General features: G+C 70.8%; 24 protein-coding genes and 1 tRNA gene. 7 read left to right on the plus strand and 18 right to left on the minus strand.

Features of this window, described 5'->3' with window-relative positions:
- Nucleotides 1-61 precede the first annotated feature (61 nt).
- The 5 genes from YIM_RS08320 to YIM_RS08340 are packed head-to-tail and all read right to left on the minus strand — an operon-like array spanning nucleotide 62 to nucleotide 4662.
- Nucleotides 62-1447 (minus strand): cell wall metabolism sensor histidine kinase WalK, encoded by a 1386-nt coding sequence (locus YIM_RS08320; protein WP_228004625.1) that lies wholly within the window; start codon nucleotides 1445-1447, stop codon nucleotides 62-64.
- Nucleotides 1444-2130 carry a response regulator transcription factor gene (locus YIM_RS08325; RefSeq protein ID WP_153029776.1) on the minus strand — a complete coding sequence of 229 codons (687 nt, stop codon included), beginning with the start codon at nucleotides 2128-2130 and terminating at the stop codon, nucleotides 1444-1446. Before YIM_RS08325 ends, YIM_RS08320 begins: the two co-directional genes overlap by 4 nt.
- On the minus strand, nucleotides 2127-3008 hold the full coding sequence (locus YIM_RS08330) for a hypothetical protein (RefSeq protein ID WP_153029777.1): 882 nt from the start codon (nucleotides 3006-3008) through the stop codon (nucleotides 2127-2129). The genes YIM_RS08325 and YIM_RS08330 overlap by 4 nt, the downstream gene beginning before the upstream one ends.
- Complete coding sequence (locus tag YIM_RS08335) at nucleotides 3005-3754, minus strand: ABC transporter permease (RefSeq protein WP_153029778.1); 750 nt, start codon at nucleotides 3752-3754, stop codon at nucleotides 3005-3007. Before YIM_RS08335 ends, YIM_RS08330 begins: the two co-directional genes overlap by 4 nt.
- A complete protein-coding gene (locus YIM_RS08340) occupies nucleotides 3751-4662 on the minus strand; it encodes an ABC transporter ATP-binding protein (protein ID WP_153029779.1) in 912 nt (303 codons plus the stop codon). The genes YIM_RS08335 and YIM_RS08340 overlap by 4 nt, the downstream gene beginning before the upstream one ends.
- A gap of 127 nt (nucleotides 4663-4789) precedes the next feature.
- On the opposite strand from YIM_RS08340, the gene YIM_RS08345 reads away from it, so the two are divergent.
- Entirely contained in the window at nucleotides 4790-5611 is an 822-nt protein-coding gene (locus YIM_RS08345) for an ATP-grasp domain-containing protein (RefSeq protein WP_194240303.1), read from the plus strand.
- 8 nt (nucleotides 5612-5619) lie between these two features.
- Nucleotides 5620-6747, plus strand: coding sequence for an SMI1/KNR4 family protein (locus YIM_RS08350; protein ID WP_153029781.1), 1128 nt, complete (start codon nucleotides 5620-5622; stop codon nucleotides 6745-6747).
- Here YIM_RS08350 and aspS read toward each other — a convergent pair.
- From aspS to YIM_RS08380, 6 genes are all read right to left on the minus strand, one after another.
- Complete coding sequence (gene aspS, locus YIM_RS08355; protein ID WP_153029782.1) at nucleotides 6737-7969, minus strand: aspartate--tRNA(Asn) ligase; 1233 nt, start codon at nucleotides 7967-7969, stop codon at nucleotides 6737-6739. The two genes, YIM_RS08350 and aspS, sit on opposite strands and share 11 nt — an antisense overlap.
- Nucleotides 7966-8898: a Gfo/Idh/MocA family protein gene (locus tag YIM_RS08360; RefSeq protein ID WP_194240081.1), complete on the minus strand. Its 933-nt coding sequence runs from the start codon at nucleotides 8896-8898 to the stop codon at nucleotides 7966-7968. Before YIM_RS08360 ends, aspS begins: the two co-directional genes overlap by 4 nt.
- Nucleotides 8886-10256 (minus strand): NDP-hexose 2,3-dehydratase family protein, encoded by a 1371-nt coding sequence (locus YIM_RS08365; protein ID WP_153029784.1) that lies wholly within the window; start codon nucleotides 10254-10256, stop codon nucleotides 8886-8888. Before YIM_RS08365 ends, YIM_RS08360 begins: the two co-directional genes overlap by 13 nt.
- Complete coding sequence (locus YIM_RS08370) at nucleotides 10231-11532, minus strand: class I SAM-dependent methyltransferase (RefSeq protein WP_228004627.1); 1302 nt, start codon at nucleotides 11530-11532, stop codon at nucleotides 10231-10233. The genes YIM_RS08365 and YIM_RS08370 overlap by 26 nt, the downstream gene beginning before the upstream one ends.
- A gap of 123 nt (nucleotides 11533-11655) precedes the next feature.
- Nucleotides 11656-12261 (minus strand): dTDP-4-dehydrorhamnose 3,5-epimerase family protein, encoded by a 606-nt coding sequence (locus YIM_RS08375; RefSeq protein WP_153029785.1) that lies wholly within the window; start codon nucleotides 12259-12261, stop codon nucleotides 11656-11658.
- A gap of 6 nt (nucleotides 12262-12267) precedes the next feature.
- A complete protein-coding gene (locus YIM_RS08380) occupies nucleotides 12268-13425 on the minus strand; it encodes a DegT/DnrJ/EryC1/StrS aminotransferase family protein (protein ID WP_153029786.1) in 1158 nt (385 codons plus the stop codon).
- 221 nt (nucleotides 13426-13646) lie between these two features.
- On the opposite strand from YIM_RS08380, the gene YIM_RS08385 reads away from it, so the two are divergent.
- Both YIM_RS08385 and YIM_RS08390 read left to right on the plus strand, forming a co-directional pair.
- The gene (locus YIM_RS08385) at nucleotides 13647-14378 is read left to right on the plus strand and encodes a bifunctional 2-polyprenyl-6-hydroxyphenol methylase/3-demethylubiquinol 3-O-methyltransferase UbiG (protein ID WP_153029787.1); all 732 of its coding nucleotides are present in this window, start codon (nucleotides 13647-13649) and stop codon (nucleotides 14376-14378) included.
- Nucleotides 14379-14566: 188 nt separating this feature from the next.
- Nucleotides 14567-15904 carry a nucleotide disphospho-sugar-binding domain-containing protein gene (locus YIM_RS08390; protein ID WP_153029788.1) on the plus strand — a complete coding sequence of 446 codons (1338 nt, stop codon included), beginning with the start codon at nucleotides 14567-14569 and terminating at the stop codon, nucleotides 15902-15904.
- A gap of 24 nt (nucleotides 15905-15928) precedes the next feature.
- On the opposite strand, the gene YIM_RS49050 is transcribed toward YIM_RS08390, so the two are convergent.
- Together YIM_RS49050 and YIM_RS08400 are read right to left on the minus strand one after the other, a co-directional pair.
- Nucleotides 15929-16300 (minus strand): zinc-binding dehydrogenase, encoded by a 372-nt coding sequence (locus YIM_RS49050; protein ID WP_228004628.1) that lies wholly within the window; start codon nucleotides 16298-16300, stop codon nucleotides 15929-15931.
- A 322-nt stretch (nucleotides 16301-16622) separates the two neighbouring features.
- Nucleotides 16623-16696, minus strand: a tRNA-Leu gene (locus tag YIM_RS08400).
- Nucleotides 16697-16803: 107 nt separating this feature from the next.
- Between YIM_RS08400 and YIM_RS08405 the strand changes: the two genes are divergently transcribed.
- Nucleotides 16804-17025: a DUF3618 domain-containing protein gene (locus YIM_RS08405; RefSeq protein ID WP_153029789.1), complete on the plus strand. Its 222-nt coding sequence runs from the start codon at nucleotides 16804-16806 to the stop codon at nucleotides 17023-17025.
- An 18-nt stretch (nucleotides 17026-17043) separates the two neighbouring features.
- Here the strand turns inward: YIM_RS08405 and YIM_RS49055 are convergent, their stop codons facing one another.
- Together YIM_RS49055 and YIM_RS08415 are read right to left on the minus strand one after the other, a co-directional pair.
- A complete protein-coding gene (locus YIM_RS49055; RefSeq protein WP_228004629.1) occupies nucleotides 17044-17484 on the minus strand; it encodes a hypothetical protein in 441 nt (146 codons plus the stop codon).
- Nucleotides 17485-17636: 152 nt separating this feature from the next.
- The gene (locus YIM_RS08415) at nucleotides 17637-18248 is read right to left on the minus strand and encodes a TetR/AcrR family transcriptional regulator (RefSeq protein WP_153029790.1); all 612 of its coding nucleotides are present in this window, start codon (nucleotides 18246-18248) and stop codon (nucleotides 17637-17639) included.
- An 89-nt stretch (nucleotides 18249-18337) separates the two neighbouring features.
- Here YIM_RS08415 and YIM_RS08420 point away from each other — a divergent pair, with 89 nt between their 5' ends.
- The gene (locus YIM_RS08420; RefSeq protein ID WP_153029791.1) at nucleotides 18338-19819 is read left to right on the plus strand and encodes an NAD(P)/FAD-dependent oxidoreductase; all 1482 of its coding nucleotides are present in this window, start codon (nucleotides 18338-18340) and stop codon (nucleotides 19817-19819) included.
- 423 nt (nucleotides 19820-20242) lie between these two features.
- Here the strand turns inward: YIM_RS08420 and YIM_RS08425 are convergent, their stop codons facing one another.
- The 3 genes from YIM_RS08425 to YIM_RS08435 all read right to left on the minus strand — a co-directional run bounded on the left by YIM_RS08425 (nucleotide 20243) and on the right by YIM_RS08435 (nucleotide 24890).
- Nucleotides 20243-20716, minus strand: a complete 474-nt coding sequence (locus YIM_RS08425) for a helix-turn-helix domain-containing protein (RefSeq protein WP_153029792.1) — start codon at nucleotides 20714-20716, stop codon at nucleotides 20243-20245.
- Nucleotides 20717-20906: 190 nt separating this feature from the next.
- Nucleotides 20907-22589: an LCP family protein gene (locus YIM_RS08430; protein WP_153029793.1), complete on the minus strand. Its 1683-nt coding sequence runs from the start codon at nucleotides 22587-22589 to the stop codon at nucleotides 20907-20909.
- Between the two features lie 117 nt (nucleotides 22590-22706).
- On the minus strand, nucleotides 22707-24890 hold the full coding sequence (locus YIM_RS08435) for a phospholipase A2 (protein ID WP_153029794.1): 2184 nt from the start codon (nucleotides 24888-24890) through the stop codon (nucleotides 22707-22709).
- Between the two features lie 274 nt (nucleotides 24891-25164).
- Between YIM_RS08435 and YIM_RS08440 the strand changes: the two genes are divergently transcribed.
- A complete protein-coding gene (locus tag YIM_RS08440; protein ID WP_194240082.1) occupies nucleotides 25165-25875 on the plus strand; it encodes a response regulator transcription factor in 711 nt (236 codons plus the stop codon).
- The last annotated feature ends 132 nt before the right edge of the window (nucleotides 25876-26007 follow it).

A 26007-nucleotide genomic window follows, 5' to 3' on the forward strand; every position in this document is an offset into this window, starting at 1 on the left:
GTGGTGACCGCGGCGTCGACGTCGGCGGCGGTGGCGGGACGAATGATCATCAACGGCCAGTTTAGCCGGATTTCGGTAGTGCGAGCCGGAAAGTGGCGCCGTCGCCGGGAGCGGTGGACACGGTCACCGTGCCGCCGTGGGCGGTCACCAGCGACCAGACGATGGCCAGGCCGAGCCCGGCGCCACCGCCGTGGTCGCGGGCGCGCGAGGGATCCGCGCGGTAGAACCGATCGAAGACCAGCGCCACCTGGTCCGGGGAGAGACCGGGACCGGAGTCCGCCAGCTCCAAAATGGACTCACCGCCCCGCGTGCCGACGCCGATGCGCACGGCGGAACCCGGTGGTGTGTGAGCGATCGCGTTGCCCACCAGGTTGCTCACCACCTGGCGCAGTCTGGCCTCGTCCCCGAGCACCGGCGCGGGCGCGGGGTCCATGGCGTCGCCGAGTCCGGTCAGCGCGACCTCGCGGGCCGGGTCCAGCGCGCGGAGGTCGTGCAGCGCGTCCGCGGCCAGCGAGCGCAGGTCCATCGGCGCGCGTCGCAGGTGCAGGCCGCCTTCGTCGAGTTGCGCGAGCAGCAGCAGGTCGTCCACCAGCGCGGTCAGCCGGGTCGACTCGCGTTCGATGCGGTCCATCGTCGCGTCGATCTCGCTGCCGCCCATGCGGTAGAGCTGCGCGAAACCGCTGATGCCCGCCAGCGGGGTGCGCAGTTCGTGGCTGGCGTCCGCGACGAACGCGCGCAGGCGCTCCTCCGACCGCGTGCGCGCGGCGACGGCCGCCTCGATCTGCGCGAGCATGCCGTTCAGTGCGGTGGTCAGCCTGCCGACCTCGGTGGATTCGGCGGCGGTGAACGGAACCCGGCGTGACAGGTCGCCTCCCGCGATCGCGGCCGCGGTCTCCTCGATCCGGCGCAACGGGTGCAGCCCGGCCCGCACCCAGAACCAGCCCGCGGTCGCCAGCACCACCAGCAATCCGCCGCCCACCAGCCCGCAGACCAGGCGCACCCGCGCCACTATTTCGTCCACTTGGGACAGTGCGCCGGCCACCACCACGCTGCCACCGGTGCGGGTGGGCAGGGCCAGCACCCGCCAGCCCGGCACCTCGAACGGCGTGCCACCCCGCGCGAGCACCGCCGCGTGGTCCAGCTCCGGCAGTTCGGGGGCGTCGGTGCCGTGCAACGCCAGCGACGGCTGCCCGTCCGCGGTCAGGTAGGCCAGGTAGAGGTCGTCGGGCCCCTCGCGGGACGCGGTGGTGTTGGCCGCGAGGTTCGCCACGGTCTGTTGCGGTAGCGCGCTCAATATCCCGGCGGCCACCGTCACCTGGAGATCGACCTGGTCCACCAGCGGTTTCCGCAGTGCGACGAGCACCACGGCGCTGCTGGTGACCATGCCGGCCACCAGCAGCGTCATCGCGATCAGCAGCACGCGCGCCCGTAGCGACAGCCGCTTCACCGCGGCGCTCGCAGCACGTAGCCGACCCCGCGCACGGTGTGGATGAGCTTCGGTTCCCGGTTGTCCACCTTGCGCCGCAGGTAACTGATGTAGGACTCGACGATGCTGGCGTCACCGCCGAAGTCGTACCGCCACACGTGGTGCAGGATCTGCTCCCGCGCCAGCACCCGGTCGGTGTTCTCCAGCAGGAACCGCAGCAGGGTGAACTCGGTGGGGGACAGGGAAACCGGCACTCCGCCCCGGGTGACCAGCCGCGCCACCGGGTCCAGTTCGAGATCACCGGCGGCGAGCACTTCGCGCGGGGAACCGCTGGTGCGCCGCAGGATCGCGCGGATGCGGGCGATCAGCTCCTCCAGGCGGAACGGCTTGGTCACGTAGTCGTCGCCACCGGCGGTCAGCCCGGCGACCTTGTCCTCACCGGCGTCGCGCGCGGTCAGGAACAGCACCGGCACGTCCCGGGCGGGTGCCGCGCCGTCACGCAGGCGGCGCAGCACCTCGAACCCGTCCACGTCGGGCAGCAGCACGTCCAGCACCACCAGGTCGGGCGTCCGCTGACCGGCGATCCGCAGCGCCTCGACCCCGCTCGCGGTGGTGGACACCGCGAACCCGGCGAACCGGAGGCTGGCCGCGAGCAGTTCGCGCAGCGTCGGATCGTCCTCCACCACGAGCAGGTTGGCCGTCATGTCCGCTGACGATGCCAGTGCCGGGCGCCTTCGACGAGCAGGCACGCCACCAGTCCCGCGGCGAGCCCGGTTCCGGTGGCGACGAGCACGTCACCGGTGACACCCAGTTCGATGCGGAACGGGCGGCGCAGCTCGACCCGCGCTCCGCCGAGCCACGCCATAGCCGCGCAGCACAACGCCATCACCCAGGACGCGTGCCAGCGCGCGAACACCGCCACCAGCACGGCGACCGCAACGGCCAGCACGGCGAGCGGCCACAGCGGCTGGTCCAGCGGCCCGAAGCCGCCGGTCTCCACGATCGCCATCGGCAGGGGCGGCCCGGACATCTCCCACGGCACGCCGAGGCCGCGCGTCAGCGCCACGCAGAGCAGATTGGGCGCGGCGAGCAGCATCGTGCCGAGCATCCGCGCGCCACCGGCGAAGGACAGCACCGCACCGACGAGCATCGCGACGCCGGCCGTGCTCAGGAGCACCACCGCGACGTTGCGCACCCACGACCATCGCCAGCACGCGACCCGCACGCCGAGCACGACGGCCAGCCAGGTCAGGCCGCCGAGCAGCGTCGGCACCAGCCGGACGCCGGGAAGGACGGCCAGCACGATCAGGCCCGCGACGAACACCGCCGCCGCGCTCGCCACGCGTTCCCAGGTGGTCAGCGCGATCGCGAGCAGTACCGCGCCGATCAGTGAGATTCCCAGTGGCAGCAAGGAAATCGTGCCGGGTCCGAGGTCGGCGGAGCCGCTCACGGCGAGGGCGAGCGCGGCCGGGGTGGTGGCACCGCCGAGGCCGAGCAGCGTCACGCCGAGCAGCGCCCACCCGGCCATGCCCGCCCACGCCGCCAGCCCGGCCGCGGCCCCGGTCCCCAGGTCGCGCCTCATACGTCCCTCGTGCGCAGCACGGTGTAGCCGGCGGCGCCGATCACCGCCACGAAGCCGCACAGGACGGCAAAACCGATCCACGGCGGCAGCGCTCCGGACGCCTGCAACACGTTCATGATGTTTTCCCCGGCGGCCGTCGGCCAGTACCGGCCCATCCAGTCGCTCCAGGTTTCGGGAAGCATCTGCGCCACGAGCCGGATCAGCAGGGTGGCCGAGACGAGCACGCCGATCGCGCCCGCGGTCGATCGCAGCACGGCGCCCAGCGCGACCCCGAGCAGGCCGATCGCGGTGAGGTAGAGCCCGCTGCCGATCACCGCCCGCAGCACGCCGGGCTGGCCGAGCGTGGCGTGCGGCACCCCGGCGGCGGCGATCATCGCCTGGCCCGCGAAGAACGACGCGAAGCCGATCACCAGGCTCAGCAGGAGCGTGCTTCCGCCGAGCACCACGGCTTTCGCGGCCAGGAGCCGGCCGCGCACCGGCACCGCGACCACGCTCGGCTGGATGGAACCGGTGGCGTACTCCGAGGTGACCACCAGCACGCCGAGCACCCCGGACGCCAGTTGCGCGATGATGATGCTGGTCAAGCTGGTGGCCGTCGGGTCCCAGTCGACGGGGTCGTAGGCGTGCGCCTTCGCGGACGAAGCGAGCGCGGCGACGCCGACGCCGAGCAGCGCCGTCACCGCCATGGTCAGCCAGGTCGAGCGGAGGCTGCGGAACTTGGTCCATTCGGAACGGAGCAGGTTCATGCGCGCACCCCGTATTCGACGGAGTCGTGGGTGAGAGCCATGAACACGTCCTCCAGCGAGCCGCGGCTCGGGGTCAGTTCCGACAACGCGATGCCTTCCGCGGCGGCGAGCTTCCCGATCTCGCCCGCGGTCCGGTCGACCACCAGCAGGGAGTCGTCCCGCATTTCGAAGGTGGCGCCGGTGCGGCGGAGCAGCCGCGCCAGCCGGTCGGTCTCGTCGGTGCGGACGAGCACGGTTTCCTCGCTGTGCAGGCGGAGGAAGTCGTCCATGCCGGTGTCGGCGATGAGCTGCCCGCGGCCGAGCACGAGCAGGTGTTGCGCGGTCAGCGCCATCTCGCTCATCAGATGGCTGGAGACCAGCACCGTGCGCCCCTCGGCGGCGAAATCGCGCATGAGCCCGCGGATCCAGCGAATGCCTTCGGGATCGAGGCCGTTGACCGGTTCGTCGAACATCAGCACCGGCGGGTCGCCGAGCAGCGCGCCCGCGATGCCGAGGCGCTGGCTCATGCCGAGGGAGAAGGTGCCCGCCCGTTTGCCCGCCACGTTCGACAGGCCGACGAGCGCGAGCACCTCGTCGACGCGGGCGCGGCCGATGCCCGCGGTCTGGGCCAGCGAGAGCAGGTGCTGGGCGGCGGTCCGGCCCGGGTGCACCGCACGCGCGTCGAGCAGGGCGCCGACCGTGTGCATCGGGCGCGGGAGGTCGGCGTAGCGGTGGCCGTGCACGGTGACCGTGCCCGAGGTGGGCGCGTCCAGGCCGAGCACGAGCCGCATGGTGGTGGACTTCCCGGCGCCGTTGGGGCCGAGGAAGCCGGTCACGCGGCCGGGTTCGATGGTGAAGTCGAGGTGGTCCACGGCGAGCTTGTCGCCGTAGCGCTTGGTGAGGCCCCTGGCCTCGATGGTGTCGCTCATGGGACGAGGCTTTCGCCGCCAGGTGACAACTCCCTGGGAACACCTGGGCCGTCGTCGGCGAACGGCGTCCGATTCCCAGGAAACTCCCAGGAACGTGGACGGAAGATCGGGCACCATGCATCGCGTGATGCTGCTGGTTCCCGCGGACGTGCTGCGCCCCCGTCGCCCCGATGCCCATTTCGCCGCCGAAGCCGACGCCGCTCGTGAGGCCGGGATGGACGTGGTGCTAGTCGATCACGATGCACTGGCATCGGGTGGTGCGGATGAGGCCGTGCGGCGGGTTCCGGCGGATGCGCAGGCCGTCTACCGCGGCTGGATGCTGAGCAGCGAGCGATACGCGGATTTCGACGAGGCGTTGCGGCGACGCGGGGTGGTCCTGCGGACGACGGCCGAGCAGTACCGGCGTGCCCACGAACTGCCGGGCTGGTACGCGGATCTCGCCGAGATCACCCCGCGAACGGCTTGGACCGAGGGAGCGGACCGGTCGGCGTTCGTGACCGCGTGCGGTGAACTCGGTTCCGGACCGGCCGTGCTGCGCGACTACACCAAGTCCATGAAGCACTACTGGCACGAAGCGGCGTTCATCCCCGACGTGGCTGACGCGACCGCGGCCTGGTCGGTGGCGAGCCGGTTCCTGGAGTTGCGCGACTCCGACTTCGCCGGTGGCTTTGTGGTGCGCGAGTTCGAGAACTTCGTTTCGCGGGAGGTCCGCACCTGGTGGGTCGACGGCGTCTGCCGTCTCGTCGGGCCGCACCCGGACACGCCGGACGACCTGCCCGACGCCGATCTCGCCGCCGCCGAACCGTTGGTGCGCGGGCTCGGGCTTCCCTTCGTCACTGCGGATTTCGCCTTGCGGGAGGACGGCGTGTGGCGGCTGGTCGAAATCGGGGACGGGCAGGTCAGCGATCGTCCCCGTTCCGTCCCGCCGGGGGAACTGCCGCTGACATAGTGGGGCGCATGGAATGGCGGCCGTGGTTGTCCCGGTGGAGCGAGGAATGGGTCCGCAGCGCGGCACCTGATGAACTGGAGCCGGACGTGGCTCGCGAGCGGTGGCTCGGGTTCGCGCCCGCGAGCGAGGAGGCGGTGGCCGCGGCTGAAGCGCGGCTCGGGTGCGTGTTCCCGCCGTCGTACCGGGATTTCCTGCTGATCACCGATGGCTGGCGCCACGCTGGCCAGTTCGTCTGGAAGCTCCGCGACACGGGCGATCTCGGCTGGCTGCGCGACATCGAGCCGTTCTGGGCCGAGTGGGAGGACGTCACCGATGACCCGGGAGCGGCCGACGACAACCGGTTCACCCGTGGCCTGATGATCTCACTGGAGGCCGACGCGGGAATCCTGTTCCTGGACCCGGGTGACGTCGGCGAATCGGGGGAGTGGGCCGCCTACAGCCTCTTCTCCTGGCGCGCCGAACCACCGCGGCGCTTCGAGTCGTTCGCCGCGCTGATGGAGGATCTCTACGCCGAATTCCACCGGATGCGCCAACCGGAAGGCGACACCCGCGACCACTGGGACGCCGAGGTCGAACGCGCCAGGATCGACGCGCTCGCCGGGCACGTCGATGCCGCCGGTGCCGTGCTGGAGAAGGCGGAGGAGTTCGGCCGGATCCGCGCGACCGTGCTGCGTTCCCAGCTGCTGTTGTTGCTCAACCGGCACTACGAGGCGGGAATGCTGGTCGGGCGCTTGCTGCACCCGGCCTTCATGCCGGACGGCATCCTCGATGATCCGCTGTTCACCGAGGAGTTCCTGCCGTGGCTGTTCCTCCAGCACGACCAGACCGTGCGTCCCGGGCGCGCGTCGATCCTGGAGGCCGCGATGATCGGTGACCGCCCGGAGATGCGGAACCTGCTCGACCTGCGGCCGACTTCGCCGACCTTCGGCAATCCCGAATTCGACACCCTGATCCGGCAGGCCATCGACACCCACGCCGACGACGCCCTGTGGACGGCCGCGGTCGCGGCACTACCGCGGTGGCGTCCGCGAACCGAGGACCACATCGCCCCGATCGCCCTGCTGGCCCACCCGGGCTTCGCCGCCACCCTCACCGAGGCGAGGGGCCGGGCCGTCCTGACCGCCGTCAGGGGGTGAGGCGGTGGAGGTCGCGCGGGAAGAGCGTGGCTTCGCGGACGTTGGACAGGCCCAGCAGCCGAGCCGTCCAGCGTTCGAGGCCGATGGCGAACCCTCCGTGCGGTGGCATGCCGTGGGCGAAAGCGGCCAGGTAACCCTGGTACGGCGCCGGGTCGAGGCCGTGGGCGGCGAGTGCGGTGAGGTAGTCGGAGTGCCGGTGCAGGCGCTGGCCGCCGGTGACCAGTTCCAGGCCGCGGAAGAGCAGGTCGAAACTGTTCGAGAAGTCCGGTCGCGCCGGGTCCGGGTGGGTGTAGAACGGGCGTTTCCGCATCGGATAGCCGGTGACGCAAAGGAATTCCGAACCGTGGGTGCGCAGCGCCCATTTCGACAGACGGCGTTCGTCGGCGGGTGCGAGGTCCGGTGAACCCGGTGCGTGCCCGAGCATTTCCTGGGCTTCGGCGAAGTGGATGACGGGAATCTCGTCTGGCACAACAGGAACTTCGACGTCCGTGCCCGAAAGCGCCCCGACCATGCCCGCCAGCACGTCGCGCAGGACGGCCAACACGTCGAAGTGGTCGCCGATGAAGCCGAATTCGGCGTCCAGGCTGGTGTACTGGGCGAGGTGGCGCGCGGTGTCGTGGGGTTCGGCGCGGAACACCGGCCCGACTTCGTAGACGCGTTCGAAGACCCCGACCATGGCCTGCTTGAACAACTGCGGTGACTGGGCCAGATAGGCGGGACGGCCGAAATAGTCGATGGCGAAGACGTTCGCGCCGGATTCCGTGGCGGATTCGACGATCTTGGGCGTGTGGATCTCGGTGAAGCCGGATCGGTCGAGCACGGCGCGGAAACCGGCCACGCTCGCCGCGGCGATTTCGAACCGGGCCCGCAACCGCGGATGGCGCAACGCGATCGGGGCGTGGTCCAGGATCGTGGGCAGGCTCGCGGTCAGCCGCGGCCGGTAGAGGTCGAACGGAGGCGCCACAGCGGGTTCGCCCAGCGAGATGACTTCCGGGCTGGTGATCTCCACGCCGCCCGGAGCCTGCGGGTTGGCTGTGGCCAGGCCACGGACCTCGACTTCAGCCGCCGCGCGCGGTGCACCCAGCCGGCGATCCGCACGGAACGGCCGGTGTGGCGGGAAAGTTCGCTGGTCAGCACGCGAGCGGACATGGCACACTCCAAAATGGACGGTGCTCGTCGAGGAGACCAGCATAAGCAATCGAAAGGCTCGGGCGCTCCTCATTTTCCAGCGGCCCGGACGACGCGGTCGCGCGTCCTGGCGTCGCTGAGCAGGGCGGCGTCGAACTCCCGCGAACCCTCACGCACCGCGTCCAGTACGGCGGCGAGGAACAGCTCCATGCTGTCCGCGGGCGGCACGCTCCGCGTCTGGTGCTTGCCGTCGACCTCGATGTGCAGGTCGACGGTCAGGTCCGGCGGCGCGGAGAACGGCCTCGGGACGTCGACGGCGACGCCGGGCCCGAGCAACTGCAGTGCGTTGCGGTAGTGCGTGGTGAAGCCGAACTGCCCGACGATGGTCCGGCCGCCGGGGTAGCCGGCCAGCACGCTGTAGGCCAGCTCCAGGCCGTCCGGGGTGCGGTCGCCCACGATGACGTGCACGTCGTCCGGTTCGACACCCCACAGGACCCGGCCCAGCGACGCGAAGTACGGGCCGGTGTCGAGAAAGGCGCCGCCGCCGGAGGACCGGTCGTGCCGGAAGTCCTCCGGTGGCACGGGCGGGGTGAACACCGCGACGGCCTTGGTGATGTCCTTGGTCAGGTCCGGCGAGAACATCGGGTGGAACGCGTAGTTCGTGGCTTCGGCCAGCACTCGAGCCTGGGTCCGAGCCAGCGCGACCAATTCCTCGGCCGTGTCCAGGGTCAGGAAGGCGGGCTTGTCCACCACGACGTGATGGCCCCGCCGCAACGCGTGCCGGACCACCTCGGCGTGCGTGCTGTTGACCGTCGAGACGTAGACCAGCGCGGGCTCCGTGCCGTCCAGCGCCGCGCGCCAGTCGGTGTGCCGCCGCCCCAGTTTGGGCAGTTCGCCGACGGCGCCGCCGTGCGCGCTGGCGACGTCGACGGCCTCGATGCCGTCGAGCGCGGGCGTCGCGGGCAGCACCCGCCGCCGGGCGAACCGCGAGAGGCCGATGAGCAGGAGCCTCACAGCAGGCACGCCATCAGGCTGCGGGCTTCGACGTTGAGGTAGTAGCCCGACTGCATCAGCCGCCCGAGCAGGCCGAGCGTCATCCACCGGTAGTTCTCCGGCGCCTCGACGTGGTGGTCCTCGGGGATCTCGATCACCAGGTGCTCGGTGTCGGCCCGGTGGAACCGGCCGCCGTCCTCGGACTGCACCGACTTCAGCCGCACCTGCCCGACCGCCGAGTCCAGGTACTCCATCAGCGGCGGCAGGTCGCGCGCGTCGCGGCAGTACCCCGGGGCCAGCTGGATGGACGCGCCGAGTTCGAGCCGGTCGGTCGATCCCGGCTGGATCATCGCCTGGGTCAGGAACCGCAGCACGCCGTTCTGCCGCTGGCAGAGGAAGGCGACCAGGTTGCCCGGCACCGGTTCGAGCATCGGCTGCGACCAGGTGCCGACCTCCCGGCTGGTCGCCGCCACCGACAGCCCGATGATCCGGAAGTACAGGCCGTCGCGGTGCCGGATGCTGCCGCCGTCGGCGGCCCAGCCGGTCATCTCGGACAGGGCGATCCGCTTGACGTCGAGGGTGTAGGTCTCCTTCTGGTCGATCAGCCACGTCATCGCCTCGGACAGGTCCGCGTCGGACCGCTGCGCGTTGTGCGAGGCGACGGTCTGCGCGTGGAAGCCTTCGGCCGACTGCAGGTCGCGGGCGCCGTCGTAGGAGATGCAGGCCAACACGGTCCGAGCGTTCATGTTGACGTTGCCGAGCGCGAGCTGCCGGCGCAGCTGGCCGAGCGTGAGCCAGGTGAAGTCGTCGCGCTCCTCGACGTCCTCGTCCGGCGGGATCTCCACGATCATGTTGCGGTTGCGCTTGTACAGGTACCAGGACGCGTGCTCGGACAGCAGCCGGTCCACCAGGATGTGCCCACGGCTGCCCTTGAGGAAGTACTCCAGGTACGGCGTCGGCCTGCCGCCGTGCACCCGCTGGTAGTTGCTCTGCGTGGCCTGCACCGTCGCCGCGTACTGCACCAGCGTGGTGTTGCCCGGCTCCATCTTCACCTGCATCAGGAAGTGGTGGACGCCGTCGATCTTCTTCACCAGGATGCCGAGGATGCCGATGTCGGGCTGCACGATGATCGGCTGGCACCACCGCGGGTTCGGCCCGAAGCTGGTCCGCACCGACAGCCCCTCGATGGTGAAGAACCGGCCGGTGTTGTGCTCGAGCCGGTCGCCGAGCCGCCACGCCGCCAGCGTGTCCAGCGGGATCTCGTCGACCTGGTAGCTGGAGGCGGTGAACCGCTGCTTGAGGAAGAGGTCCGGGTCCTCCGTCTGCGCGCTGATCGTGGTCAGCGCCGAAGCCAGGAAGTCCTCAGCTCGGCCGGCCGAAGTCGCCATCGCGGTTCTCTCCCTTCCTCCCCAGTGCCGAGACCGACGGCAGCGGGAAGACCAGCGTGCCGCCGCCCGCCAGGTAATCCCGCTCCCGCTCGACGAACCCGTCGCGGAAACCCCATGGCAGCACCAGCAATTGGTCCGGCCGCTGCGCCTTGGCGTCCTCCTCGGAGACGATCGGGATGCCGGTGCCGGGCGTGAGGCGGCCGTGCTTCTCGGTGCTGACCTCGCCGATGCACGGCAGGTCCTCGGCGGTGACCCCGCAGTGCTGCAGGATCACGTTGCCCTTGGTCGACGCGCCGTAGCCCAGGGTCAGCTTGCCCGCGGCCTTCGAGTCGTCCAGGAAGGAGCGCACGTCGACGCGGTGCTGCTCGACGCGGCGGGTGAAGGCGTCGTACGGCGCGTCGGTGTCCAGCTCCAGTGATGCCTCGTACTGCCGGATCCGGTCGATCTGGGGAGTGTCGATCTTGTGCTTGGACGGGTCCTTAACCAGCGTCACGCACAGGCTGCCGCCGTTGACGTCGGTGACCTCGGCGGTGGCCAGGGTCAGCCCGACCCGGTCGGCCATCCACTCGATCTGGCGCAGGAAGTAGTACTCCAGGTGCTCGTGGCAGATCGCGTCGTAGACCGGCGTCTCCAGCAGCGGGACCGCGTAGCTCATCTCGATCATCCACACGCCGTCGTCGGTGAGGATGTCGTGCACGTCGGACATGAACCCGAGCGGGTCGGGCAGGTCGTAGAACATCGCGATGGACGTGACGATCTTGGCCTGGCGGGTGCCGAACTGCCCGGCGTAGGAGGCCTTGGTGAAGAAGTCCGGGATCAGGTCGATGTCGGCGGGGTAGTACTCGCGCCACTTCTCGCCGGTCGGGTCCACGCCCACCCTGGTCAGCCCAGGAGCGTGGTAGCCCTGCAGCAGCGTCGAGTCGTTGCTGCCGATGTCGAGGACCAGGTCGCCCCGGTCCAGGTCGACCATGCCGGTGAGGACCTCGACCTTGCGGTGCAGGTGGTTGACCATGAACGGGCGGACGCTCGAGCGGTAGCCGTAGTGCTCGCCGTACATCAGCGTCAGGTCGGAGGTGTGCCGCAGCTGCAGCAGCCCGCAGCCGCCGGGGCCGCACCGGATCAACTCCAGCGGCGCTGTGGGCACCACCTGGCCCGGCCGGGGGAAGATGCCGGTCAGCGCCTGGTTCCCCAGGTCAAGCACGGTCAGCAGCTCGGTGTTGCCGCAGATGCGGCACGCGGAGCACTCGACGATGGCCATGTTCTCGGCGATGTTCATGGCGCCTTCCAGGTGACGGCCGATCGAGTTCGGCACCCGACCGGCGGGATGGATCGCACGCGGCTCCCGGCGCGACTCTCTTGGTGAACAGTGTGTGCCCGCGGCGTGCTCGGCAACGTCTCTTCAACTGCGCTCGTGGATCTCTTCCTCCACGTCCACGCACTCGTAGTAGTCCGGCAGCCAGCCCTGCTGCTCGGCCTCGGCGAGGGTCGGCGCGACCTGGTCCCGCGCGGACAGGATCGGCTCGGCCGGCATCGGCAGGCCGAGGTCGGGGTCGAGCGGCGACAACCCCAGCTCGTGCTCCGGGACGTACTCGCCGGAGATCATGTAGCTCATCACCGTGTTGTCCTCGAGCGCGACGAACATGTGCCCGACGCCGACCGGGAAGTACACCGAGCGGAAGTGCAGCGGGTCGACCTCCACGACGTCCCAGCGACCGAACGTCGGCGACCCGACGCGGATGTCCACGACGATGTCGAGCGCCGATCCCGCCGCGCAGTAGACGTACTTGGCGCAGCCGGGCGGGGTAACGGTGAAGTGGATGCCCCGGACGACGTTCCGGCGGGACCGGCTGTGGTTGGTCTGCGCCACGGTGAACAGCCGCTGGCCGGTCGCCCGCCGGAAGTGCGTTTCCTGGAACGGCGAGACGAACAGCCCGCGGTCGTCGTCGTGGATCGCGTCCGGCGTCAGCTCAAGGGCGCCCGCCACGGCGAGTTCGCGGACCTTCATGTCCGCTCACCCGGCCTCGCGGAGCGTGCGGCGGCCGAGGACCGAGATCAGGCTGTCCGCCACCCGCTCGACCTCGGCGTCGGTCAGTGACTGGTGCAGCGGCAGCAGCAGGGTGATCGCCTCGGCCTCGTCGGTGCCGGGCAGTTCCACCCCGGTGGCGAACAGCGGGACCTTGTGCAGCGGCGGATAGCGGTAGGTGGTGTAGATGCCCAGCTCCAGCAGGTCCTCGGCGACCGTGTTGCGCACGGTCACGTCGTCGAACTGCACCCAGTAGAAGTAGTTCGTCGAGACGTGGCCCTCGGGCAGCTTCGGCGGGCGCCGCACGCCGGGAACGCCATCGAGCAGCCGGTCGTACCGGGCGATGATCTCGCCGCGCCGCTGGATGAAGCCGGGCAGCTTGCCGAGCTGGACGCGGCCGATGGCGGCGGTCAGGTCGTTGCCGATCAGGCGCCTGCCGACCTCGTGGATGGTCTGGTCCCACCAGCGGCGCGTGCCGTCGTTCTGCATCGCGGCGAACGCGCCCCGGTCGTCAAGGCCCTGGTAGGCCAGGCGGTGCGCGCGGCGGGCCAGCCGCGGGTCGCGGACGTAGATCATGCCGCCGTCGCCGGTGGTGATGATCTTGCGCGAGTCGAAGCTCCAGATGGCGATGTCGCCGAAGGTCCCGCAGGCCCGGCCGTCGATGCTCGACCCGATGGCGCAGGCGGCGTCCTCGATGAACGGGATGCCGCGCTCCTGGCACAGCTCGGCGATCTCGACGATGTCACCGGGCTGGCCGCCGTAGTGCAGCAGCATGACCGCCTTCGTCCGCGGGGTCAGCACGGCCCGCACGTCGTCGACGGTGGGGTTGAGGGTGCGCGGGCGGACGTCGCAGAAGACCGGGGTGGCGCCGGCGGCGGCAACGCAGTGGCCGTTGGCCGGGAAGCTCACCGACGGGAACACGACCTCGTCACCGGGGCCGATGTTCAGCAGCTCCATCGCCAGGTGCAGGCCGGAGGTGGCGGAGTTGATGAACAGCACCGTCTCCGCCGGCACGCCGAGGTGGTCGGCGAACTCCTGCTCGAAGGCCTTGGTCTGCGGGCCGTACCCCAGCCACTGGTTCTCGAACACCTCCGCGACGGCGGCCAGTTCCTCGGCTCCGACCTGTGGCTGAAACATGTTGATCATTCGTGCGCCCCTTCACGTGGGTCACCCCTGTCCACCGATCGATGCTGGCACAACGGGCGCCGGCGGCCTTCCTTTGTCCTGCGCGCTTTTCGGCGGCTGACCACGTGCCGGCGCGACGGGCGCAAGCCAGGAGATGCGGCGGCCCGCCCGGCGGCGTGACGCTGGCACAGCCGACCTGACGGCAAGCCGGGGTGCGGCCCCGGCCTGGAGGAGGAGCACGGATGGACTACGACCCGGAGCACGCCGAACTGTACGAACTGGTCTTCAACAGTCGCGGCAAGGACTTCGACGCCGAGGCCGACAAGCACGCTCAGTTGATCCTGTCCCGGTTCCCCGAGGCGAAGAGCCTGCTGGACGTCGCCTGCGGCACCGGCGCCCACCTGGCCGCGTTCGCGAAGAGGTTCGACCACGTCGAGGGCGTCGAACTCACGCCGGCCATGCGCGACGTCGCGACCACCCGGCTCCCGCGGTCCGCCGTCCACCTCGGCAACATGGTGAACTTCGACCTCGGCCGCACTTTCGACGCGGTCACCTGCCTCGGCAACGCGATCGGCGAGGTCGGCTCCGCCGAGGAGGTGGCGGCCACGGTGGCCAGGATGGCCGCGCACACCGTGCCGGGCGGCGTGGTGATCGTCGAGCCGTGGTGGTTCCCCGAGCTGTTCATCGACGGCTACATCGGCAGCCACCTGGCCGAGGACGACGGCCGCGTGGTGGCCCGCGTCAGCCACTCCACCGTGCACGAGGGCCGCAGCCGCATCGCCTTCGAGGCGATCGTGGCCGACTCCGACGGAATCCGGAAGTTCTCCTCCGTCCTGTCGGTCGGCCTGTTCACCCGCGAGGAGTACGAGTCGGCCTTCGAGCGGGCGGGCTGCACCGTCGAGTTCGTTCCGGCCCTGCAGCTGGGCGACGGACGGGCCACCAGCCCCGGCATCTTCGTCGGCGTCCGCCAGTAGGCCGCTGAGCTGTGCGGACTCCGCAGCGTTGAGGAAGAACCGGAACCCGCCGGGGCCGGAGAATCAGCAGTGACACCCGCCGGGGGCGGCCCCGGCCCCGCCGCCCGGCCGGTCATCAGCGGCCTCGGACGAGGACGCCCGCAACGTCACCAGACACCGACGCCCGACAACGTTTGAGGAGATGTTCGATGCGAGTCCTCGTGACAGGTTTCCCGCATGTCACCCACCTGAACCACCTCATCCCGCACGCCCAGGCGCTGCAGGCCGAGGGGCACGAGGTCGTCGTGGCCTGCCCGCCCGGAGCCGAGGAGCAGATCGTCGCCGCGGGCCTGCCCGCGATCAAGACCGGTGAGCCGGAGCCGCATTCGCTGCAGAACTGGGCGAAGTACGGCCTGCTGCCCAGCCCGGAGGAGATGGAGGAGCTGGCGGCCAAGCTCGACCTGAGCGGCGACGAGCGGGACAACTGGGACGCCTACTACCAGTTCTTCCTGTTCTCCGCCCGGTACTACCTGCCGCCGGAGCCGCGCGAGGACATCGACAACCTGATCGCCTTCGCCAAGCAGTGGCAGCCGGACCTGGTGCTGTGGGAGTCCTGGTTCCCGTGCGGCGGGGTCGTCGCCAAGGCCGCGGGCGCGGCGTCGGGCCGCGTGCTCAACGGCCCGGACTACGGCGGCTGGGCGATCGAGAAGTTCGCCGAGCGGCGGGCCGAGGGGCACGAGACGCCGGAGAACCCACTGGCGATCTCGCTGCGCGCGCTGGCCGACCGGCACGGGGTCGAGGTCGACGACACCGTGCTGCTCGGGCACTTCACCATCGACGCGATCCCGGCCCCGTCGATGCGACTGTCGCGGAACATCTCCACCGTGCCCGTCCGCTGGGTCCCCTTCAACGGCGGCGCGGTGCTGCCGGAGTGGCTGCACGAGCGTCCCCAGCGGCCGCGCGTCGCGCTGACCGTCGGCGTCTCGACCCGGGCCTACCACGAGGGCGTCGACCTCATCCCCAAGATCTTCGAGGCGATCGAGGGACTGGACATCGAGGTCGTCGGCACGTTCAACGACAACCAGCTGGTCGGCGCGCCGCCGGTGCCGGAGAACCTGCGCGTCGTCGACTACGTGCCGTTGACCAGCCTGCTGCCGACCTGCGTCGCGGCCATCCACCACGGCGGCAGCGGCTCGTTCGTGGCCACCCTCGCCGCCGGCATCCCGCACGTCATCGCCGACACCGAAGAGCCGCAGCGAATGGTCTTCAGCGGTGAGGGCGAGTCGATCTCGGTCACCGTCACCGAGCGCAGCGTCGACGCGTGGCTCACCGCGCGGCTGGTCAAGGAGACCGGCGCGGGCGTGCAGATCAACCGCATCACCCAGTCCGCCGCGGAGATCCGCGCCGCACTGCTCGCGGTGCTGAACGACCCGTCCTACGCCGAGGCGGCCAAGGCCATGCACGACGCGTGGCTGGCCCGTCCCACCCCGGCCGGCATCATCCCGGAGCTGGAGAAGCTGACCGAGTTCCACCGCGCCGCTCGCTGACCGGCACACACCGCCCCGGACCGCTTAGCGGCTCCGGGGCGGTGTCCGAAGTGGACGGTGTCGCTTCCCGGTGACGCGCCGCGCTTCGATGCCGGCGTGTGCGGTGGCCGCCTCGGTGAGGGGATAGGTACGGCCGACGAGCGGGGTCAGCCCGCCTCCGGCGGTCCGCCGCAGCACTTCGGTGACCCGGCGGGCGGTGTCCGGCCAGAGCTCCGGCAGCTGTGCCGTGTCCACCACGGTCAGCCGCCGTCGGGCAGTCGATTGTCTCGGCGCCCGGTCTTCTCGCGACAGCCGCCTTTTCCGCGCCGCGGACGGCCGCGACCACCTCGGCGCCCTCGGCAACGGCGAGTTGTACCAGCACCGGGGTTTTCTCCAGCGCGAGCGCCGTGCTGCCATCGTCGAGCACGGCCAGCGCGGCCTGCGGATCGAGGCACGATGGCAGGGGGAAGGTGTAGTCGGGTGAGGAGATCACCGTGTCGGCGTAACCGCCGCCGTAGCCGCCTTTCGCGTGGGTGACCACCTGCCTGCCCAGCCGGTCACCGCCGACCCCGGCGCCGATCGCGGTGACCGTGCCCGCCACCCGCACCTCCCCGGCGGCGGGCTCGGGAGTGGGCAGCTCGACCGGCTCCAGCACTTCGGGGGAGCCGAACCGGGAAACTCTGATCGCGCGCATGGCGCCCAGCTTCGGGGCTCCAGCCAAGTTCGCGAGGGAATCGAGTGGGCCCGGTGAGACTCGAACTCACACTGGCACGGACCTAAACCGTGTGCCTCTGCCAATTGGGCTACGGGCCCCGCTCGCGGATGCAGCCTAGCGCCGCCGGTGGTGGGGCGGATCGGCGGGCGGATGCCCGGTGATCTAACGTTGGGGCCTGCGACAGGCTGCCTGGCGAGGAGGACCCGTGGCGCGCGACCCGGACACCATTGAGCGTGAGATCGAGAAGGCCAGGGACGCGCTCGCGTCCACGCTGGACGAACTCAGCGTCAAGGCGAACCCCAAGCGGCTCGCGGACTCCGCGAAGACGAGCGTGCTCGCCAAGCTGAGCGAGCCCAAGATCAAGTACCCGCTGATCGGCGCCGGTGTGCTGATCGGCGCCCTGCTGCTGCGGAAGCTGATCCGCTAGCGGCCGCGCACCCGAACCTCAAGCTCGGCGGGCGACCGGCGGCTCCGCTTCGACGGGGTCGCCGGTCTCCTGCCGCGGCGTGCCGATGGCCTCGCCGAGGTCGGTGAACACGCCACCGTCGGCGTCGTCGATCGCTTCCTGCAGCTCGGTCTTCGCGGAATCGCCTTCCTGCTCCTCGTCGGCGGGTTCGGCCTCCGCGGGAGCTTCTTCCGCGGCTTCCTCCGGCCGGGTCAGGCGAGCGCTCATGTAGGCGTGCGTGAACTCCAGCGCGCTGCCGTTGAGCAGGTGCACCACGGTGGCCTTCGCCCCGCCCGCGAGCTTCTCCACCAGCTGGTCCGCCCGGTCACGCGCGGCGATGATGCCCGGCGCCTTGCCGGTCAGCGTCTCACCCGGACCGGTGACGGTCACCGTCCAGTCGTCGTTCTCCGGCGTGTACGTCGCCGTGATGGTCGCCGCCATCCGCCCCACCCCTCTCGTGCAGCTGACACCCCGGTCGGGGAATGCTGGTGCCGAGGCATTGTAGATCCGTCGACGGTTCTATCGATACCGCACGAGCGACGCTGTGTCACAGCTAACCGGTAAAATGCTACTTTGGGTAGTTGGTTGATGGCTCAGGTGATAGCACGATCGTGCAATCCGCCCCACAGAAGGTCCATCGCGTAGCCGGTGGCCATCTCTGGGGTGATTTCGTCGTGGCGTTCGCACCAGATCGCCAGCCGTTCGCAGGCACCCACGACGAATTCGGCTGAAGCTTCCACCTGCAGGGGTGAGGCGGCGTTGAAGTAACCGGCCATCAGCGTCGCGATCAGGTCGGTCTGCTGCCGCCGGGTGGCTTCGATGCCGTCGGCGGCCGGCGTGCCGATCAGCGTCATCTCGTGCCGCAGCAGCGACCACGACTGCCGCCGCTCGCGGATGAACACAAAAAAGGCGAGCAGGCCGCGGCGCAGCGCGTCCTCGGCGTCGGTGGCCAGCGCGACCGCCTCTTCGGTGGCCACCCGCAGTTCGGCCCGCGCCTGCTCGATGCACGCCAGCAGCAGGCCTTCCTTCGAGTTGAAGTACTCGTAGAGCATCGGCTTCGAAACGCCGACCCGCTCGGCGATGTCGTCCATCGACGCGGCCACGTACCCGCGTTCGGCGAAGACCGCCTCGGCCACCTCCACCATCTGGCGCTCGCGCTCGGCGCGGGGCATGCGCTTGCGCCGCGGGACCTGCTCGGTTGTCATGCGCCCACTCTACCGACCATCTACCGCCGGTAACCTACTCCGAGTAAGATGGACTCCGGGTAACAGTAAAACGGCGTGGAGGACAGGGCATGAACCAGCGCGACGAAACCGGTGTGCTGATCATCGGGACCGGCTTCTCGGGCCTCGGGATGGCCGCGAAGCTCCGCAAACAGGGCAGGACCGACTTCGTCATCCTGGAGAAGGCGCAGGAGGTCGGCGGCACCTGGCGCGACAACACCTATCCCGGCTGCGCCTGCGACATCCAGTCGCACATGTACTCGTTCTCCTTCGAGCAGAACCCGTCGTGGTCGCGGGCCTTCTCGCCGCAGCCGGAGATCTGGGACTACCTGCGCGGGTTCGCCCGCAAGTACGACCTCTACTCCTATGTCCGCTTCGGCCAGGAGATGACCGGCGCGCGCTGGGACGCCGACGAGCAGCGGTGGCACGTCACCACCAAGGCCGGCGACGAGTTCGTCGCGCGCTTCCTGGTCGCCGGGGTCGGGGCGCTGCACCTCCCGCAGATCCCGGACCTGCCCGGCATCGACAGGTTCGAGGGGCGCGCCTTCCACTCCGCCGAGTGGGACCACGACTACGACCTGCGCGGCAAGCGGGTCGCGGTGGTCGGCACCGGAGCCAGCGCCGTGCAGTTCGTGCCGAAGATCGCCGAGCAGACCGAGGCGATCCACCTGTTCCAGCGCACGCCGCCGTGGATCATGCCCAAGCCCGACCACGAGATGCCGGGCTGGGCGAAGCGGCTGTTCGCGCGGGTTCCCGGTGCCCAGCGGCTGTACCGCACGCTGCTGTACTGGATGCTCGAGGTGCGCGCGGTCGGCTTCAACGGCCGCCCGTGGCTGATGAAGCTCGCGCAGCGGCTGGCGAAGGCGCAGATCAACAAGGCCATCAAGGACCCGGAGCTGCGGCGGAAGGTCACCCCGGACTACACGCTCGGCTGCAAGCGCGTGCTCATCTCCAACGACTACTACCCGGCGCTGGCCCGCGACGACGTCGAGGTGGTCACCGACGGCATCGCCGAGGTCAAGGCGCGCAGCGTGGTGGACAGGGCGGGGGTGGAGCGCGAGGTCGACGCGATCATCTACGGCACCGGCTTCCACGTCACCGACGCCTTCGACGACCTGGAGATCACCGGGGTCGACGGCAGGCAGCTGAACAAGGAGTGGGCCGCCGACGGCATGCGGACCCATCTCGGGATCACCGTGGCCGGTTACCCGAACCTGTTCTTCCTGCTCGGGCCGAACACCGGGCTGGGGCACAACTCGGTGGTGTTCATGATCGAGTCGCAGACCGAGTACATCAGCGACGCGATCCGGCTGGTCGAGCGCACCGGCTCGGGGGCGATCGAGCCGCGGCAGGTGGTGCAGGAGCGGTTCAACACCGAGATCCAGGGGCAGCTGGAACGCGGCATCTGGACCCAGGGTGGTTGCCAGAGCTGGTACCTGGACGCGCAGGGGGTGAACCGGACCATCTGGCCCGGGTTCACCTGGCGCTACTGGCTGCGGACGCGGCGCGTGGACCCGGCGGAGTTCCAGCTGGTCGGCCGGTCACGGGGGTAGATGACGCGGCGGACGTCAGGGTGCGCTCCAGGGCTCCAGGGCTCCAGGGCTCCAGGGCTCCAGGGCTCCAGGGCTCCAGGGCGTCGGGTGGCGCGGCAGGCGTCAGGGTTCGCTCCGGGGTGTCGGGGTGGCGCTCCGGGGTGTCGAGGTGGTGCGGCGGGCGTCGAGGAGGCGCGGCGGGCGTCAGAGTTGGCTTCCGGGCTTCCGGGCTTCCGGGCTTCCGGGCTTCCGGGGTGTCGGGTGGCGCGGCAGGCGTCAGGGTTCGCTCCGGCGTTGGCGAGGCGCGGCAGACGTCGGGGTGGCGTCCCGGGCCGAGGGAGGGCGGCCCGGGACGCGCGGCGCGCGGCCTCCGGCGGGGGCGGTGCCGAAGGCGCGCACGATCGGGGGCGCAGTGCCGCAAAGCGGGCACGCGGGTGCGAGGGGTCAGGTGGGTGGCGGCGCGGACAGGGTGCGCAGCCGGCCGACCAGATCGGCCGGACCCAGGCCGCACAGGGCTGCCAGTTGCTTGATCGCCCCCTCGTCCAGCTGGATCTCCCTGGTCGAGTTGCCGTGGTTCAACCTGCCCTCGGCCCACCGGCGCAGCGGCAGCAGCTCCGGCTGCGAGTCGGCGACCACCTGACGCAGGTCCAGCCGCACCCGGCCGGGCTCGTCGGTGAACACCCGTCTGTGCACGCGCGCGAGCAGGTCCTGCGGTAGTTCGTCCATCGCCAGGCAGAGTTCGACGAGCCGGACCACCGAGCACTGCCGGGTGCCGAGTTCGTAGGTGGCCAGCGTCTGCAGCGAGATGTCGCTCTGCAGGTGCTGGTTCAGCTCCTTCCGCGTCCAGCCGCGTCGTCGACGGAGCTTGCGAAGCTCCTCCCCGAGGACTCGCTGATAGATGTCTCCGTCGATCCTCACTCCGCGTCCCCTGCCTCGACCGCGCGTCTGTCCGCACTCCGGCGCCGACGCCCCCGTTGGAATGCGAGCTGTGTTCACGGTTATGTAAGTCGGCAGGAAGGCAACTCTTACGTGATTTCGGGCGGGTGTTTTCGACCCGATACGCATCTGCCCCTGAACGGCGGAGATGGCTAGGCCAAATGGGGTAGCGTCAGTTGACGCAAGTGACGCCATCCGCGGTAATCGGCTGCTCTGCGGAGCCATCCGGTTGCGCAGGAGGTTGCTGCGGCTGCGGTGCGGTGAACTGACGGGCCGGGGTCGAGCCCGAGGCCTGGGACGCGGTTCCGGCGCCCGAGTAGTCACTGCCCACGTAGACGGTCACGTGACCGGCCGTCACCGTCGGGTCCTCCTCGACGCTGAGCTGCCCGCCCAGTGCGTCGGCCACCGCCTGCCCGGCGGCCTGGCCACCGGTGCCGTAGCGGACCACACTGGTCTTTCGCGACGAGGAGTTCGAGGTCTCGCCCGCGGTGAAGCCCTTCCCGGTGAGCGCCTCGGACACCTTCGCCGCCAGCCCGGTCACGCCGGAGGCGTTGCGCACGTCGACCGTGGTCTTGGCGTTGTCCGCGTTCGGTCCCGGTGCCTCCGGCGCCGGCGGACCGGCCAGGCCCTGGACGAACTTCTTCACCTCGCCGGGATCGACCTGGATGGCCGAGCCGTCGTTCGGGGTGGTGTAGTCCATGTTGACCACCGGGATGGTGCGGAACTCCAGCTGCCCGCCGGTCAGCCCGCGCATCTGCTGGGCGAAGCCGACGATGTCCCAGCCCTGGTTCAGCACCACCGACTTCTGCAGCGCGCCGGCCAGGTCGTTCAGCTTCACCGGATCGGCCAGCGTGCCCGCGGAGAGCACCTTGCGGGCCAGTCCGGCCATGAACACCTGCTGGCGGACCACCCGGTCGAGGTCGCCGCGCGGCAGGCCGTGCCGCTGGCGGACGAAGGCCAGCGCGTCCGCGCCGGAGATCGACTGCGGCCCCTTCTTGAAGTTCGCGCCGGAGAACTCGTCCTTGACCGCGTCGTTCAGGCAGACGTCGACGCCGCCGATGGCGGTGGTGACGTCGTGGAAGCCGAGCAGGTTGATCGAGGCGTAGTTGTCGATCTTCGAGCCGGTGAGCTTCTCCACGGTGGCGACCAGGGTCTTCGCGCCCTCCTGGTTGCTGCGCAGTTCGAGGTCCTGCGGATTGGTGACGCCCTCGCTCTCCAGCTTGCGGCGCGAGTCGGTCTTGGCGCGGGCGTAGGCCGAGTTGATCTTGTGCTTGCCGTAGCCGCCGGGAATGTCCACGTAGGAGTCGCGGGGCAGGGAGATCGCCACCGCCTTGCTGCCGTCGTTCGGGATGTGCACGAAGATCAGCGTGTCGGTGTTCAGCTCGCCGTCGGCGGCCCCGGCGCGCAGCTGCGCCAGCACCTCCTTCGGCAGCGGGTTGCCCTGCGCGTCGGTCCGGCTGTCCATGCCGACCAGCAGGATGTCGCGCGCGCCGTCGGCCGGTTTGTCGCCGCCCGCGTCCGAGGCGATCACGTCGGTGGTGGTGAGGCCGCTGACCAGGCCCTGCATCGCCGCCCACGCGTACCCGGTCAGGCTCATCACCAGCAGCGAGACCAGGGCCAGCGCGATCTTCACCCCGCGCCGGGACCGCTTCGGCGGCGGCGGTGGCGGGGGAGCCGGGCGACGGGCCTCCGGGCGGCGGACGGGTGGGCGCGCGCCACCGGCGGGCGGGCGCCGGGGCGGCAGGCCGCGGTCACGCGGCGGGGTGGAAGCGGGTCTGGGCCGTGCCGGGGACTCGTCCTGCCATGGCCGCGCGGGGCGACGCGCCCCTCGGTCATCTCGTGGCGGGTGGTCCAACTCGGACAGCTCCTCGGTTCGCTTGCCTTACTCAGTAGGACGTACAGAACCCGCGCACGGTTGTGCGCAGGAGATCTCAGCCTGGCACACCGGTTCGTAAAGCGCGCCACAGCTCCCTCACGACGTGGCTCTTGCCACCTCCGGGGGAGCGAAAAGCCTGGTCAGCAGCGTGCCGATGACCGCGATCACAGCGAGTACGGCGACCACCCCGTGCAGGGCGACACCCAGCCGGTCGATCACCGGACCGGCCGTCGCGGACAGCAGCGGCGGCACGCAGGCGATCGCGGTGAGCACCCAGGTGGCCGGGGCGTCGCTGGTGCCGATGCGCTGCGTGTGCAGCAGGAACACGCCCAGCAGCAGGTGGACCAGGTTCTGGATCGGATCGGGTACGAGCCCGAGCTGACCGCCGAACTGGGTCAGCGCGAAGCCGAACAACCCCATCACCGCGAAGCCGAGGCCGAGCACCACGGCGGACCGGCCGAGCAGCCTGCCCAGCCCGCCGTCGGGCACCGGCGCGGTCGGCGGGTGCGGGGAATGACTGTGTGCCCGGCGCTCGAACCACCAGAACACCAGCACCGCGGGCCCGGCGAGCAGGCCGAGCGCGGCGACCGTGCGGGGGTGGGTCAGCCAGGCCCACGCGTCGATCACGTTCACCGGCAGGTAGACCACGGTGACCAGCAGCAGCATCGTGGCGAGGAAGCCGAGGTAGAGGCTCATCGGCGCGCGCAGCGCCTGCGCGGCCGCCCTGGCTACGTCCTCGCGCGCGGCGAGCCGGGCCAGCGGCGCGGCGAGCAGGCCGAGCAGGCACAGCTGCGTGACGCCGAGCAGCAGCACCGGCAGCGTCGGAGCGGCCAGCGCCGGCGGCGCCGTCGAGTCGTTGAGCAACATCGGGGCCACCCCGCCGGTCGTGGTGGTCAGCACCAGCGTGCCGAGGCCGCCGACCGCGCCGGCGAGCAGTGGCAGGCGCTTGGGCGAGCCGGACCCGGCGTGCACGAAGGCGACCTGCTGGGCCAGCAGCGCCAGCGCGAAACCGCCCGCGTACCGGGCGATCGGCGAGCCGATCAGCTCCGCGGTGACCACCGCCGCGGCCAGTGCGGTGACCACCGGCCAGCCCGAGCGCAGGCGGCGCTGCAGTGCCGACATGGCCGGGGTCAGCACCACGGTGAGCAGGTAGAAACCGAGCAGCCACAGCGGGTGCAGCGCGATCCGGGTGACCACCGCGTTGGTGCCCGCCGGGATGTGCAGCAGTTCGAGCGCGGTCGGCACGGCGAAGGCGACCAGCACGAAGATCAGTGCCGGGCGCAGCAGCCAGCTGGCCCGGTGCGCGAGGTACTGGCGGTATCCGCCGCCGTTGTCCACGCAGGCCCGCCAGCCCGCCGCGTTGGCGTGCCCGCCGGCGAAGAAGAACACCGGGGCCAGCTGGGTCAGCCAGGTCAGCGGCCACAGCCAGCCGTCCGGCACCCCGGCCCAGTGCCCGAGCGCGACCGCGGACTCACCGAGCACCAGCCCGGCGATCGCGGCCACCGCGAGCACCATCCACCGGCCGCAGGGCAGCACCGGCGGGATCGCGGCCGGGGCCATCGTGGCGCCGGTGGCCTTCGGCACCTCGCGCCGCGCACGCAGCCAGCCGCGCAGCCGGAACACCAGCAGGCAGCCGATCACCACCACCCCGGCGAGCATCGGCCCGATCGGCTCGCCGGTGGGCGGACCCCAGCGCTGGTGCCAGGAGTTGACCACCAGCCCGGCCGTGTACAACGAGGCGACCGCCTTGCAGGTGCCCGCCGAGCCCATCGGGTTGAGGTCGCAGGTGGCCTGCATGTCGGCGGACAGCCGGGCGTCGAGTGCTTCGCGCCACTTCGGGTCCAGCGGATGGCCCTGGTTCTCGGCGTACCGCAGCAGGTCGTAACCGAGGTCGTGGGACATGCAGGCGACGCGGAAGTCCCAGCGGGTGCTGTCCTCACCCCACGGCGCCGAGCAGCCGCCGCCGACGTGGACCGCGCGCATCGTGCCGTCGCGGGCCGGTTCGGCCGCCGCGGTCACCCCGAGCACCTGGTTGAGGTCGGCCGGGAGCAGGCCGAGCGCGGTGGCCTCCGGGCCGGGGGAGACCAGCGCCTCCACCGCGCGCTGCGCGTCGGCGACACCACCCCGCGGCGGACCCTGGTCGGGCACCGGGGCGGACCTCGACGCGACAAAACCGAACCCGACGACGATCAGCGTCACGAGCAGGAGCCAGGCCGAGGTCGACAGTGAAAGCCGGACGCGCCGTGGCGCGCCCGGCCGGATGTCGGCGGCTGCGGTCATGGACTCCAGGGTCTCAGTCCGGTCTCGGCGGGCACATCCGGATAACCCCCGGACGTTTCTGTGCAGGCTACCGGGGGTGCGGGCGGCCTCGCCGGTACCGCCAAGGGAACCCTTAGTTGCCCCTTTGGGCAGGCACTGTCCGTTTTGCACTCGTTCGGGCGACCGTTTCCGCAGGTCAGCGTGCTGTGAACCGGGTCAGGACGCGAACGGCGGCTCCAGCCGGACTCGACCTCGCCGCGACTAGCCTCGGACGTCCGAATCGAGGGGGATATCCGTGAACTGCCCTGTTCAACTGCCATCGCCCGCCACGTCGCGGGTGCTGCTCTGCGTCCGCGACGGTGATCTGCGGGCCGACATCGTGGTCGAGCTGTCCGCGCGGCCGGGGCTGGTGCTGGCCGCACCCGCCGACGACGTGCACCACCTGGTCCACCGTGCCCGCGGCTGGCGGGCCGACGTGGTGGTGCTCGATCTCACCATCGCCGAACTGGAGGTCGCCGAGGTGAGCAGGCTGCTCACCGATCCGGCCGCCGACCACCGCCCGCGTCCGCTGCTGCTCGCCGGGGACGGGCAGGACGACGTGGTGGTGGCCGCCATCCGCGCGGGCGCGCGTGGTGCGGTCCCGCGGTCCAGCCCGACGCGGGAGATCGGCGACGCGGTGTGCGCGGTGGCCGGTACCGGCGCCTATCTCGGCGCGCCGCTGACCCGGCGGGTGCTCGACCGGCTCACCGCGCCGGGCCGCGAACTCGCGGAGGTGTTCCCGCGGCTGACCCGTCGCGAACGGGAGGTGGTGCGGTACCTGGCGAAGGGCATGTCGAACGCGGAGATCGCCCGCGAAACCGCGCTGACCCTGCGCACGGTCAAGTACCACGTCTCCGGCATCCTGCGGAAGCTCGACTGCCGCACCAGGGCGCAGGCCGCCGCGCGGGTGGGTGCCGCGGCCGATTTTCCTTTACCCGTTGCAAAACTGCAGGAACGCGCAGGTTAGGGACAGCCGCACGTCCGTTCGGGTGGTCTGGACCGCGACGCCGGTTGGCGCGGGGACGGGCTGCGCCAAGATGGCGCCTGAGTGATCGCGACCACTCAGTGTCTGGCATTGGTCACCGAACGGGGCGGGGGA

This window comes from Amycolatopsis sp. YIM 10, assembly GCF_009429145.1.
Classification (GTDB): Bacteria; Actinomycetota; Actinomycetes; order Mycobacteriales; family Pseudonocardiaceae; genus Amycolatopsis.

Excerpts from the sequence above, each read along its gene's own strand:
- YIM_RS08325 (WP_153029776.1), bottom strand. The coding sequence starts at position 2,130 with ATGACGGCCAACCTGCTCGTGGTGGAGGACGATCCGACGCTGCGCGAA.
- YIM_RS08330 (WP_153029777.1), bottom strand. The coding sequence starts at position 3,008 with ATGAGGCGCGACCTGGGGACCGGGGCCGCGGCCGGGCTGGCGGCGTGG.
- YIM_RS08335 (WP_153029778.1), bottom strand. The coding sequence starts at position 3,754 with ATGAACCTGCTCCGTTCCGAATGGACCAAGTTCCGCAGCCTCCGCTCG.
- YIM_RS08340 (WP_153029779.1), bottom strand. The coding sequence starts at position 4,662 with ATGAGCGACACCATCGAGGCCAGGGGCCTCACCAAGCGCTACGGCGAC.
- YIM_RS08345 (WP_194240303.1), top strand. The coding sequence starts at position 4,790 with ATGCTGCTGGTTCCCGCGGACGTGCTGCGCCCCCGTCGCCCCGATGCC.
- YIM_RS08350 (WP_153029781.1), top strand. The coding sequence starts at position 5,620 with ATGGAATGGCGGCCGTGGTTGTCCCGGTGGAGCGAGGAATGGGTCCGC.
- aspS (WP_153029782.1), bottom strand. The coding sequence starts at position 7,969 with ATGAGGAGCGCCCGAGCCTTTCGATTGCTTATGCTGGTCTCCTCGACG.
- YIM_RS08365 (WP_153029784.1), bottom strand. The coding sequence starts at position 10,256 with ATGGCGACTTCGGCCGGCCGAGCTGAGGACTTCCTGGCTTCGGCGCTG.
- YIM_RS08370 (WP_228004627.1), bottom strand. The coding sequence starts at position 11,532 with ATGAACATCGCCGAGAACATGGCCATCGTCGAGTGCTCCGCGTGCCGC.
- YIM_RS08375 (WP_153029785.1), bottom strand. The coding sequence starts at position 12,261 with ATGAAGGTCCGCGAACTCGCCGTGGCGGGCGCCCTTGAGCTGACGCCG.
- YIM_RS08380 (WP_153029786.1), bottom strand. The coding sequence starts at position 13,425 with ATGATCAACATGTTTCAGCCACAGGTCGGAGCCGAGGAACTGGCCGCC.
- YIM_RS08385 (WP_153029787.1), top strand. The coding sequence starts at position 13,647 with ATGGACTACGACCCGGAGCACGCCGAACTGTACGAACTGGTCTTCAAC.
- YIM_RS08390 (WP_153029788.1), top strand. The coding sequence starts at position 14,567 with ATGCGAGTCCTCGTGACAGGTTTCCCGCATGTCACCCACCTGAACCAC.
- YIM_RS49050 (WP_228004628.1), bottom strand. The coding sequence starts at position 16,300 with ATGGCAGCACGGCGCTCGCGCTGGAGAAAACCCCGGTGCTGGTACAAC.
- YIM_RS49055 (WP_228004629.1), bottom strand. The coding sequence starts at position 17,484 with ATGGCGGCGACCATCACGGCGACGTACACGCCGGAGAACGACGACTGG.
- YIM_RS08415 (WP_153029790.1), bottom strand. The coding sequence starts at position 18,248 with ATGACAACCGAGCAGGTCCCGCGGCGCAAGCGCATGCCCCGCGCCGAG.
- YIM_RS08420 (WP_153029791.1), top strand. The coding sequence starts at position 18,338 with ATGAACCAGCGCGACGAAACCGGTGTGCTGATCATCGGGACCGGCTTC.
- YIM_RS08435 (WP_153029794.1), bottom strand. The coding sequence starts at position 24,890 with ATGACCGCAGCCGCCGACATCCGGCCGGGCGCGCCACGGCGCGTCCGG.